The sequence below is a fragment of the Brevibacillus centrosporus genome (genome assembly GCF_003710815.1).
In the GTDB taxonomy this organism is placed as follows: domain Bacteria; phylum Bacillota; class Bacilli; order Brevibacillales; family Brevibacillaceae; genus Brevibacillus; species Brevibacillus centrosporus.
On the sequence record NZ_RHHP01000002.1, the window covers coordinates 237,587 to 249,604 of the forward strand.

The following is a 12,018-nucleotide window of genomic DNA, read 5'->3' on the forward strand; positions in this document are numbered from 1 at the left end:
TATACTTTTAAGGTATCATTATAGTTTTTTTCAAATATTTCCGCAATTGCTGATACCTTTTTATACTAGGAATATCCCTCATCAGGCAAGCTGAATTTCAAATTCAGTAATAGCTGATCTGCATGAAGGATGAGATATCGAAACGAGGGGGGATGTTTTTGACGATTCGATCATTCCAGCAAAATGGCTTCACGATTACACTCCTTTTCCTAGGCTGGTTCGTTTCTTCCATGGATCGTATGTTCATCAACATTGCAATCGTTCCCATTGGGGAAGAACTGCACATGGACGCCGCATCTCTGGGCATTGTCTTGAGTATTTTTTACTTGGGCTATACGCTCATGCAAATTTCATTACCCAGATCCGGTGGCGAAACACGTATCTCTCTATGGGGATCCTCGGCGTTATCCTCGCGCAGTTGGGTTTCCTCCTACCTCATGAATGTCAGGAAGATCAACTTGCTGGACGCAGGGTCTACGCCTCCTTTCCTAACGCCAGCTATCATGGGAGCCCTGATCCAAGCCTTTCATGGGTCTTATGAGATCGCTTTTGCTTATTTAATTGTGGGAAATCTCGTTTCACTCGTCATGGGACTGTTCCTTGGCAAGACCAAGAAGCTTTTTGCAGCGACACCCTATTCCTGATCACTGTACGATAAATCGATAGTATAGGAGGACAATCATGTCACATCCAAAACGTCTGGAAATGATGCAACAACTAATGAACAAGCACCAACTTACGGCCATCGTGCTATCTTCTCCTACCAGCCAGCATTATGTAAGTGGCTATAAAGCCATCACGTATTCCCGTCCGCTCTTTTATGTTCTCTCCCAAAAGGAAAGCGCTTTTATCGTGCCTGGTCTAGAGGAAGAACACGCTCGTCACGTTGCCCAGGTGGATCGTGTCATCGTGTATTACGAGCATCCCGAGCAGGCACACCAAGGAACGAACCCTGTCACCTCCCTCCTGTCATACTTGCAGGCAAGCGTGCCTGGTGGAAAATTAGGCGTCGAGTTCAACGCCGTTTCCATGAAGGTAGAAAAAGCCTTGATAGAGGCAGGCTGGGAGCTGGTCGATGTTTCGGATGATCTCCTGGGTGCACGCGTCGTAAAAGATGCCGAAGAATTAGATCTTTTACGTTCCGCAGGAAAAATGGTCAGCCTGGCTGTTCGCGCATCTCTAGAAGCAGTAGCCCCCGGCGTCACTGAGCTTGAGATTGATCAGCAGGGACATCGAGCCGCTCTCGAAGAGGTCTCTCGTCTTTACCCGAATACCATTGCAGCCGTAAATGCAATGACCCCATCTGGAGTAGTGCGTACGGTCATGCCTCACGTATACTCCAATACGCGCAGGCTGGAGAAAGGAGACATCTTGATACACACTCACCACGTTGTGCTAAACGGCTATATCGCGGAGTGTGAACGAACCTGCTTTTCCTGGGAAGCCAGCGACAGTCAAAAAGAAGCTTTTTCCGTCATGCTAGCCGCTCAGCAGGCTGCCTTTGCCACAATCAAGGCAGGAGTACCTATGTGTGACGTTGACCTCGCTGCTCGCGCTGTCATTCAAAAAGCAGGCTTTGGCGATTATGCGATTCACCGAACAGGGCACAGCATGGGACTGGATATTCATGAGCCTCCCTTTTTCCGTTTTGATGAGACGGCCCTCTTGCAGGAGGGGATGGTCTTTACCGTTGAGCCGGGATTTTATGTTCCCGGATTGGGTGGATTTCGCCACTCCGACACCGTCATCATCACGAAGGATGGCTATGAGCTTGTTACCAATGTGGCAAGCGACTTGGAAAGCATGATTTTGTAGGACTGCTTTTCTCCTGCCTACGAACATACAAATAACCTCCCGACTGCTCATTGGCTGCCGTCGGGAGGTCTTTCCGCATTTCTAGAGCTCTACGTTCATGACCAAAAAAACAGTCTCTTTGCTTGGAAAGGATCCTACTTCCTGAAAGCCCATCTTTTCGTACAAACGGATCGCTCGCTTGTTAAAAGCAGCTATACTCAATCTCAGCTGACTCGGTGCATAGTGCTTTACAGCAAACTCCATTCCTCGCTTCATGAAAGCAGCCCCAAGTCCAAGTCCCGTAAGCTCTGGCTTCATCCCAAGCCCAATATCACACACATTTTCCCCCTCGTACAAGCCCGCCGCGAAACCCGCTGGCACCTGTGCGTTCTTCCCAAAACAAAAAAAGCCGATCAGCTGATTGCTTCTTTTTTCTCGATTTTTACTTGCTAGAAAGGATTTCTCTCACTTTAACAGAAGCTTCCATGTGAAAGAATCCTTTGATGAAAATCCGTCACGAAAAGGAGCTGCAGCCATGTCTGCTTTTTTCAAACGCATTGATACCGTTTTTGTCCCCACCCGAGATGTCGATCGTGCACTGGATTGGTACGTCACGGTGCTGGGGGGTACTCCTGGCTGGCGAAGCGAGAAAGGAGAGTACCAAAGTGTGACCTTCTCCGATACGTCCATCACCTTGTTCCTGACCAGCGATGAGAACGAATTTACTCCCAGACATTGCGCCTTCAACTTTTACGCACCCAGTGCAGAAGCAGCCTATCAGCACTTGGTTTCCCATCAGGTAAAGGTCGAAGCGTTCGCCGAGTGGGGAGCGAAATACTTTGTTTTCTATGATCTCGATGGAAACCGCTTAGAAGTGTGCGAATACTAAAGCAAAAACCACCCTGCGCTTTTTTTAGGGTGGTTTCTCTTTCGCTTATCCGACTTGCTGTGCTTGTGAAAACTGGCTGTTGTACAAATCTGCGTAAAAGCCGCCCTTTTCCAGGAGCTGTTCATGATTTCCTTGCTCGATCACTGTTCCTTGATTCATGACAAGGATCAAGTCTGCATCGCGGATCGTCGAGAGACGGTGAGCGATGACGAAGCTCGTTCTGCCCTCCATGAGACCCTCCATTGCCTTTTGGATCAATAGTTCTGTTCGCGTGTCCACGCTGCTGGTTGCTTCATCGAGAATCAGGATGGCAGGGTCAGCCAGAAATGCCCTGGCGATTGTCAAAAGCTGTTTTTGTCCCTGGGAAATGTTCGAGGCTTCCTCATTCAAAATCGTCTCGTATCCGTCAGGCAGCGTGCGCACGAAATGATCGACATGCGCTGCCCGCGCGGCTTGCGCGATTTCCGCTTCACTCGCTCCCGCTCGTCCATAGGCGATATTTTCCCGAATGGTCCCATTAAACAGCCATGTATCCTGCAGCACCATACCGAACTGGCTTCGCAGCTCTCCCTGCGGCATGCTGCGGATGTCCTGCCCATCAATCGTGATCGTTCCGCCCTGGATCTCATAGAAGCGCATGAGCAGATTCACCAGCGTCGTTTTCCCCGCTCCGGTCGGTCCTACGATCGCTACAGTCATGCCGGGCTTCACGTCGATGTTCATGTCTTGAATGAGCGTCTCGCCTTCCTTGTACCCAAATGAAACATGCTCAAACCGTACATGCCCTTCCACCCCTGTTGCCCCTGCACGCGAAACCGCATCCTCGGATTCCTCCGATTCATCGAGGATCTCAAAGACCCGCTCAGCTGATACGAGCGTGGATTGAATAATATTGGCGATGTTGGCTGCTTGTGTGATGGGTTGGGAAAACTGCTGGGCGTACTGGATAAATGCCTGGACATCCCCAATGGCAATGCTGCCGCGGGTGACGAGCACACCGCCAACTACACAGACGAGAACATAGCCGATGTTTCCTACAAACCATCATGAGCGGCATCATGATCCCTGAAATGAACTGAGCCTTCCAGCCCGACTCGTACAGCTTTTCATTGATGGCATCGAATTTCTCCATCGCTCTCTTTTCACGTCCGAAGGCTTTTACGATCTTGTGCCCTGTGTACATTTCCTCTACGTGGCCATTCAATGCCCCGAGCGCTTGCTGCTGCCCTTTAAAATGTGGCATCGAGCGCGACGCCACCTGCTTGATCACGACAAAGCTGAGCGGAATGGTCACAAGTACAATCAAGGTCATCAACGGACTGATCGTCAGCATCATGATGATGACACCGATCAATGTGATGACAGAGGTGATCATCTGCGTCAAGCTTTGCTGCAGCGTGCTGCTGATCGTATCCACATCGTTGACGACGCGGCTCATCACTTCTCCATGCGTGCGGCCGTCGAAGTATTTTAACGGCAGACGGGCCAGCTTTTCATTGACTTCCTTGCGCAGGGTGTAGACGACTTTCTGGGCGATGCCAGCCATTAAAAACTGCTGGATATAGGCAAAAAGCGCCGAAAACAAGTACAATCCGATCAATACCAAAACGATCTGCCAGACTGCGGCAAAATCAAAGGTTGCTCCCGGTACGCCTTTTACTTTTCCCATGAAGCCCTCGAAAATCGTCGTGGTTGCGTGTCCCAGCAATTTCGGGCTCACGATGCTGAAAACCGTACTGAGCGCTGCTGTCAAAAATACGACGCTCAGCTTCCAACGGTACGGCTTCAAATAACGAAGCAAGCGCCCAAGCGTTCCCTTGAAGTTTTTTGCCTTTTGCCCTGGCATCGTCATCATCCCGGGTCCACCAAATCCCCCTGGCCGAGGGCCTGGCCCTGGCCCTGGAGGTGTGCGCCGTTGTTCTTCACTCATGCGATTTCCTCCTCTGTCAGCTGGGATGTAACGATCTCCTGATAGACGCTACAGGTCGAAAGAAGCTCTTTGTGTGTTCCGATCCCTGCGACTTCGCCTTCCTCCAGCACGATGATCTGGTCAGCATCCATTACCGTATTCACACGTTGCGCTACAATAAGGACAGCTGCTTCCCCCATCTCTTCCTTCAGAGCAGCGCGCAGGTTGGCATCCGTCTTGTAATCCAGGGCGGAAAAGCTGTCATCGAAAATATAAACCTCTGGCTTGCGGACGAGAGCACGTGCGATAGAGAGCCTCTGCTTTTGCCCCCCGGACAAATTCGCTCCGCCCTGCGCCAGGATCGTTTGAATCCCGTCTTTCATGCCAGCGATAAAGTCAGAAGCCTGTGCGACCTTCGCAGCATGGTTGACTTCTTCGTCGGTTGCGTCCTCTTTTCCGTAGCGAATGTTGTCCGCGATCGTCCCCGTAAACAGGAGTGCCTTTTGCGGAACGAAGCCGATTTTGGAGCGAAGGGTACTCTGCGGCATGTCCCGCACGTCGGTCTCGCCCATTCGAACACTGCCGCTTTCTACATCGTAAAAGCGGGGAATCAGGCTGACGAGGGTCGTTTTTCCGGCCCCGGTCCCACCGATAATCGCCGTAACCTGCCCTGCTTTTGCGGTAAAGGATATCCCGGACAGAGCAGGCTTCTCTGCACCCGGGTAGCGAAACGTCACTTGATCGAATGTAATGTGTCCTCGTGAATTCTTTTCTGCTTCTTTTGTCTGCTCCCTGTCCAGGATGACCGGAGCTGTCGCGAGCACTTCATGGATGCGCAAGGCAGAAGCAGAAGCCCTCGGCAGCATGCTAAACATCATGGAGGCCATCATCAGCGAGAACAGGATTTGCATGGCATACTGCAAAAAGGCCATCAAATCGCCTACTTGCATATGTCCCGTACTGATGCGCAGTCCTCCGAACCAGATGATGGCAATCGAAGTCACATTCATCATCAGCATCATGACAGGCATCATTCCCGCCATGATCTGATTGGCTTTGATCGCTGTTGCCGTGACGTCCTCATTGGCGTCATTAAATCGATTCTGCTCATGCTCTGTCCGGTTGAAAGCCCGTACTACCCGGATACCCGTCAAGTATTCGCGCAGGACGAGATTCAGTCGGTCTATTTTCGTTTGCATCGCTTTGAAATACGGAATCCCTTTCGATCCAATCCAAAAAATCGCCAAAGCGAGGATCGGGATCGCGACGATAATCACCAGAGACAGATGCGCATCCTTGGACAACGCCATAATAATCCCACCGATGCACATCATCGGCGCCATCACCATCATCCGCAGCATCATGTTAAGTACTTGCTGGACTTGTGTAATATCATTGGTCGTCCTTGTTATCAAGGAAGCCGTACTGAGTGTGTCAAATTCCTGCAGCGTGAATTTTTCGATGTGGCTAAATACGCTGCTGCGAAGTCTCTTGCCGAATCCAGACGCAGCGCGGGATGACAAATAGCTGGCGGCAACAGACAGTGCAGCTCCAACTGCCGATACGATAAGCATCAAGCCGCCAATCTTCCAGATATAGGCTGTATTTTCGTGCACAATACCTTCATTGACGATATCGGACATCAACGTTGGCAGGTACAGGTTCGCTATGGATTGCAGCAGCACAAATACCATGGTCATCACGACCATATACCGGTAAGGCCGCAGGAAATTCATTAACTTAAGCAAAGGTCTCACCCTCCGGTATGATTAGTAATGGACTAGGAGAGCATATCCGAACGGATCGTCGCCGCGCACGTGTCTGTCGCGTCTTGGATCTCACTCGAAAGAAGCTCTCGCATCTCGTCCAGGCTTTTCCCTTCTTGCAGCAAAGCCTCCCTTTTTCTGTACAAGAAAAGCATGCCGCTCATCATCGTTCCCCAGAATTGCTCGACCAAGAGATCAGGTGACATGCGCCGGACATGGCCTTCTTCCATTCCCTTTTCAAGCGTTTGCGCTACGGTGCGCATATTATTGTCCCGCCAAAGGCCCGTCTGCAGCTCCTCTGGTGCAAACAACTCCGGCAGATCAAAACGCATTCGAAAAAAGAACATCACGTGCTCAGAGTTTTTAAACAGAGAAAGATACATGCTGTTCGCAAATGCCCGGCACAGCTCGATCGCTGTCCCCTCTTTGGCAAAATGGTTTTGCGTATGTGTGTTGGACATTTGAAACATATGCGTGAACAAATCGCGAAACAACGATCGTTTGTCCTTATAGTAGTAGTACACTAGCCCCCGAGCGACACCGGCGCGCTCCGCAACATCCCCGATATCAGCCGCTGCATATCCTTTTTCCACGTAGACGCTCAATGCGCCCTTCATGATCGCTTCTTTTCTGCGAAGACGTATCTCTTCGTTTTGCTCTTTTGTGCGGGGCACGCGCACTTCCCCTCCCGTGCTTTTTTTATTGACTTTTTTGTCAGTCAAAATATAAACCTCATCGCAGGATGTGTCAATAGGTGATACGAAGGGAAGCGGAAATCAGGTACATGTCATATTTGTTCCAGACTTAGTAAAGAGTAACCCATGTAGGTAGTAGCTTGCTGGAGGTCAAGATATGTACAATGAACACCCCTTTATTCCCGTCACTTCCCTCTCGAGCGGTCTCGGTCAAAATGTCACACCGGACTTGTACTGCCTTTGCATTCAGGTCGTCAACGTCTGCTTTATCGGCCAAGTGGATGAACCTAACGGGTGGTTTCTGGAATGTGCCTGTTTATGCCCATGAAAAGGAATTCCCCTATCTGACAGGGGAACAGAATTATCCGGAAGCCGATTTCACTGTTGAAGGAGGACTGGTCGCCAAGCTGTCCTCGCTTTTTCCAAACGAAGCCATCACAGTAGGCAAGCCTCTGAAAAAGCTTCCAGACGATGGGAGCATCCCCGGACTAGCGGGCTGGCGCTGGATTCATACGCCTGGACACTCTCCTGGGCACGTCTCGTTTTTCAGGGAAAAGGACCGCGCCTTGATCGCTGGCGATGCTTTTATTGCCGTCAGACAGGATTCCCTTTTTCAGGTATTGACGCAGTTACCGGAAATAAGCGGTCCGCCCCGCTACTTCACGACGGATTGGGTAGCGGCTCGAGATTCGGTTCGGAGACTAGCGGACCTCCAACCATCTGTAGCGATTACGGGTCACGGTCCTCCATTATCAGGCGAGACGCTCTCCTCTGGCTTACAAAAGCTGGCCGCCGATTTCGATCGCGTCGCCGTGCCGGATTATGGACGGTATGTAGAAACGTAAAAAGTCACCCCTGGAGCTTCATCGGATGATCCCATTTCATTGGGGCGATCCCATGTGTGCACCTAGGGGTGACTTTTTTCATTTCTTGTCCCATAAATTGTCGATGAAAAGTGCGACTTTTTCCCGGCATCCCCTGCTTGCTAGACTTCCGTTTTCATTCTGGTATTTATTCCATGTCACTGCGTTGATGCTTGAACCGCACTTCTTCAAGAGAAACCTATCGTGTAAATCTGGAAAAGGTAGTCGCTATTGAAAATGACTATTTATGAAGACAAACATGATGGTAGTCCACCCCCCTATCTGCTATTAAGCATAGTGTAAAAGTAGAAAAAAAGGGGGAACAGAACAACTATGCGCAAGACTCAACTACGTCTTCCAAGGCTTACGCTATAAAGTGACGAAAACTTTCGTGGAAGGATCAGGATTTTTCGTGGCAATAGGGCGATCCGCAATACAGAGAGAATCTTTGACGAACCCGAAAGTTTACGATTCCGCTCAAACGGCAGAGGTGCAACTTTCGTTTTATTCTCAAGAAACAATTTTAAAGGCACCTTTCGGATCATTCGGATAAGCAGAAGTATTGCTGATGTGGAAAGAGCCCTCGGCTTCGAGGTCCACTCCATCATATGTCGAGCAGCCGATTAAGCTGCAACAAGTATTAAATATTCGCAGGACTGGAAACCTACCGAATAGGTTTAGAGTTTTTTAGGGAGGGATTTTTCCTAGTCGTCTTTGGAATACAGGGGGGATGCATGCGCCCCCTTTTTAAGTCCCAATTAGTTAAACAAGATTGAAAAAAAGCAAAAAAGAACGGGAGCAGTACAGGTATCATGTGAATAGACTGAAGTGTCGGGGGCGGTGTTGGCCTTGGGTTCCGACGCCAGACTCCTTTTCGTGAGCTGGAGAAAACTGGCGGCCATCGTCGTCCTAGAATTGCAACGTGTTCGCGACGCCTGCCGAACATGCAAGAAAATTTCATCAAGCACGAACCTAAGGCTCGAGACATGGTTCTTGAAAATGAGACAGCAGAGATGTAGGTGTTCGGAACCCATTGCCCATTTTTTGAATAGGATGTATGGCAAAAGCCTAAAATCCTTGAAATTCCGGCACCATCACCCACCCCCCATCATAGGATAAGGTGACTCTGTAATCCCTCAACCTTGTTCCTGTAGAGCCCACAAGGAGGGGTGGCACGATTGAAGGGTAGCGTATATAGTGGTACAATCCTTATTAAACAAAGGATTTATGCTGATTTTTTTGTTCTGATAATCACTTTTGATGCTAATTTGATGTTAATGTCGTTTTTGATGTCATTTGATGCTAAATGGAGGTCATCAGTTTGGAGCAGGCATTGGATAGGGAGCGATCGGAGGAGGAAAAACGGAAACTAGCATGGATGTCCAGTTGGGACAATGAGACAGTCGGAGTGTTTAGTGGAATATTCAAGGAGCTTGAAGCTAAGCGATAAGGGGTGTACATATGCCAGTCTATAAAAACGAAAAGGCAAAGGGCGACAATAAATGGTGGTTCCAGTTTTACACTGGGGAAATCAAGAACGGTACACGCGAACGGATCACCAAGCGCGGCTTTCGTACAAAAAAAGAAGCGGAAAAAGCTATGGTTGAAACTCAAGCAGCATTACAAAAAGGCGAGTATATCGAGCCAACAAAAAAGCTGTTTCAAGACTATTTGCAGGAGTGGATCAAGAGCAAACGTAACTTAGGCGATCAAACACTGGAACTGTACGAATCGTATTTACGTACTCACATTGTTCCTGAGATTGGGCACATCCCCCTCGCGAAGCTCTCTGCCCATGATATTGAAATGTTTCTGGGTTCATTGCATGAAAAGGGTTTGGCAGCTGCAACGATAAAGAGGATTTTCTCCGTGGTATTTGCTGCACTTAATGCTGCGGAAACAAAGGATATTATCACAAAAAACGTTGCTAGCAAGGTGGAGAAGCCACAAGTTTCGCGGCGAAGGGAACTGGTTGTCTGGGACCCGGCTTTCGTAAGCGACTTTTTAGAAAGAACCAAGCCAGACAGCCGGTATTGGATAGCTGGATATCTAGCGGTCATGACAGGGATGAGACAGGGTGAGATTCTAGGGTTACGCTGGGCAGATATCGATTTCGAAAAGCGCATCCTGACAATTCAACAAACAGTGAACCGTCATAGGGAGATTAAATCCGGGGCAAAGACAAAGCAAAGCATGCGATCTGTAGCCCTGTCTCCAGACACCATTGAGGTATTGAAAGAGCATCGGCAGCTCATTATCCAAGAGCGTGTAGCGCTGGGGCCTGATTATCAGAACAACGATCTTGTTGTATGTACTCATTTCGGTGGGCCTACCACGCAACGGGCCATTCAGAAGATGTGGACCAGCTCATTGAAAAAGACTGGGGCTCCAAAAATAACCTTCCACGATCTGCGCCACACGCATGCAAGCCTGTTGATCAAACAGGGCGTTCATATCAAAGTGATTTCGGAGCGCCTCGGCCACTCTTCCGTCTCAATCACCATGGATACATATGGGCACCTGATGCCAAACATGCAAGAGGATGCTGCTAAGGGGCTGGATGCTCTGATCAAAACGAAGGTAGTTCAAAAATAACGACAGTCTAAGCATAGGAGATATCCTGTGCTTTTACTTTTTCCAGGATCAAAACAAAAAAGCGCTGGTCCAGCGCTTTTTAAATTGCTTGCTCTTCTGATTCTTGCTGATTTCCTTCAAACCAATTAAGGAATACCTGCTTGGATACCCTAATCCGCCTTCCAATCCGAATTACATGAAATTGACCAGAGCTGCACAACTCATATGTTTGGTTTATGCCGATGTTTAGGAAATTCTTGATGTCTTCTGCTTCAAGAACATCTGGCAAATCATCCCTGCTCACTTTGGAAGCCATGTGAACACTCCTCCCCTTTTACCATATATTTTTAGTTGTTATCTAGGTCGTCCTATTCCGTTTGTTCGTCAGTAGTTTTTACAACTTGAATGTCCAAGGCAAGAGCAATTTTATAAAACGCCTTCCACTTGATTTTGTAGTACGTGAATTCGCTGATTGGCGGGCTAAAGTGGTTATTGTAGACTGCATAATCTGTAATGTACTCACTATCACTGCCCAAGTAACGTTCAGTGATTAAATGCCGTTCCATACGCGGGAGCCTGGCGACGACTCTTTCCAAACGCTCACAGAAAACCCGTCGCTCAATCTGACCGTCAATATTATGTGTTGCGATCGCCGCGGTCTGATCACTCGTCAGATTCGTGCGACCGCCTTCCCTTAATTCGTAGCTAGCAGTGATCGTCGCCTCTCGCTCTTCGAAAGTCAGGTACTTATATAGCCTGTATTTGCTGAGTGCAGCTTCTACGGCCTTCTGCGTCTTTTTCCGGTCCAGCTCTGGTAAGAAGTCAAGCTGCTGCATTCAATACCTCCTTTTGGTAGGAGTGCCCCGGACGAGCCGGGGCGTCTGGTGCTATTGTTTAAAACGAGAGATCATCGTCATTTGAAGCAGCAGCTGGCAGATCGTCAAGGTCATCTGGATCTGAAGTTGATGCTGCTTCCGTTTCTGTCTTTTTTGGACGGCCACGGCGTTTCCGTTCCTGCTCGATGTCGGTAACATTTTGAGCGGATGGTTCTACATCTCCACCGGACTCATCATCTGCCTGATGGTCTTCCTTCTCCCCATCAAGCACTTCCTCACTGGGAAGCTCGTCCGGATCTGTAACATTCTCAAGAGTGGCCACGTCTTCCAGGCTGAGCTGGCTGCTGTCTACTTGTACCACCCCATCACTGCCCACACTATATTCCATACCTGGGTGATCGTCATCCTCTTCGATATCATCTATATCCATTTGCGAGCTGGAGATCTGAATATAAACCTGTCCGCCTTTCAATTTGTGCAGCGCGACCAGTTGGGAGTCAGACAGATCGCCCTTGAGCTCGAACTTGAGAACATCCTTTTTCTCACCCGCGTTGAAATCCTTGAACAATGCTTTTACTTCTGTTTTCATGAATGTTCGCTCCTTTTTATTTACATGCGGTCTGTGCCGCCGCAAATTATGTTTTTAGCCTTTATGCGCTAATGCTGGATAGAATACTTTGCTCAACCCTCTC

General features: G+C 49.0%; 10 protein-coding genes and 2 pseudogenes. 5 read left to right on the forward strand and 7 right to left on the reverse strand.

The genetic code is table 11. The features are described 5' to 3' along the window. Positions 1–158 precede the first annotated feature (158 nt). Together EDM55_RS04390 and EDM55_RS04395 are read left to right on the forward strand one after the other, a co-directional pair. Complete coding sequence (locus EDM55_RS04390) at positions 159–644, forward strand: MFS transporter (RefSeq protein ID WP_141296069.1); 486 nt, start codon at positions 159–161, stop codon at positions 642–644. A gap of 37 nt (positions 645–681) precedes the next feature. Continuing rightward, entirely contained in the window at positions 682–1,815 is a 1,134-nt protein-coding gene (locus EDM55_RS04395) for a M24 family metallopeptidase (RefSeq protein WP_092274154.1), read from the forward strand. Positions 1,816–1,896: 81 nt separating this feature from the next. Here the strand turns inward: EDM55_RS04395 and EDM55_RS04400 are convergent, their stop codons facing one another. Then, positions 1,897–2,211, reverse strand: a complete 315-nt coding sequence (locus EDM55_RS04400; RefSeq protein ID WP_122959701.1) for a GNAT family N-acetyltransferase — start codon at positions 2,209–2,211, stop codon at positions 1,897–1,899. A gap of 118 nt (positions 2,212–2,329) precedes the next feature. Here EDM55_RS04400 and EDM55_RS04405 point away from each other — a divergent pair, with 118 nt between their 5' ends. Continuing rightward, complete coding sequence (locus EDM55_RS04405) at positions 2,330–2,683, forward strand: VOC family protein (protein ID WP_122959715.1); 354 nt, start codon at positions 2,330–2,332, stop codon at positions 2,681–2,683. Between the two features lie 45 nt (positions 2,684–2,728). Here EDM55_RS04405 and EDM55_RS04410 read toward each other — a convergent pair. The 3 genes and pseudogenes from EDM55_RS04410 to EDM55_RS04420 form a co-directional block, all read right to left on the reverse strand. Then, positions 2,729–4,613: pseudogene (locus EDM55_RS04410) on the reverse strand (ABC transporter ATP-binding protein). Beyond that, complete coding sequence (locus EDM55_RS04415) at positions 4,610–6,340, reverse strand: ABC transporter ATP-binding protein (RefSeq protein WP_092274167.1); 1,731 nt, start codon at positions 6,338–6,340, stop codon at positions 4,610–4,612. The pseudogene EDM55_RS04410 and the gene EDM55_RS04415 overlap by 4 nt, the downstream one beginning before the upstream one ends. A 32-nt stretch (positions 6,341–6,372) precedes the next feature. After that, positions 6,373–7,080, reverse strand: a complete 708-nt coding sequence (locus EDM55_RS04420; RefSeq protein ID WP_246071121.1) for a TetR/AcrR family transcriptional regulator — start codon at positions 7,078–7,080, stop codon at positions 6,373–6,375. 130 nt (positions 7,081–7,210) lie between these two features. On the opposite strand from EDM55_RS04420, the pseudogene EDM55_RS04425 reads away from it, so the two are divergent. Then, positions 7,211–7,898 (forward strand): annotated as a pseudogene (locus EDM55_RS04425) (MBL fold metallo-hydrolase). 1,479 nt (positions 7,899–9,377) lie between these two features. Further along, on the forward strand, positions 9,378–10,511 hold the full coding sequence (locus EDM55_RS04435; protein WP_122959702.1) for a site-specific integrase: 1,134 nt from the start codon (positions 9,378–9,380) through the stop codon (positions 10,509–10,511). 79 nt (positions 10,512–10,590) lie between these two features. On the opposite strand, the gene EDM55_RS04440 is transcribed toward EDM55_RS04435, so the two are convergent. The 3 genes from EDM55_RS04440 to EDM55_RS04450 are packed head-to-tail and all read right to left on the reverse strand — an operon-like array spanning position 10,591 to position 11,915. Further along, entirely contained in the window at positions 10,591–10,806 is a 216-nt protein-coding gene (locus EDM55_RS04440; protein ID WP_122959703.1) for a helix-turn-helix domain-containing protein, read from the reverse strand. A gap of 52 nt (positions 10,807–10,858) precedes the next feature. Further along, complete coding sequence (locus EDM55_RS04445) at positions 10,859–11,326, reverse strand: ArpU family phage packaging/lysis transcriptional regulator (protein WP_122959704.1); 468 nt, start codon at positions 11,324–11,326, stop codon at positions 10,859–10,861. A gap of 58 nt (positions 11,327–11,384) precedes the next feature. Further along, positions 11,385–11,915 carry a hypothetical protein gene (locus EDM55_RS04450; protein ID WP_122959705.1) on the reverse strand — a complete coding sequence of 177 codons (531 nt, stop codon included), beginning with the start codon at positions 11,913–11,915 and terminating at the stop codon, positions 11,385–11,387. Positions 11,916–12,018: the final 103 nt, after the last annotated feature.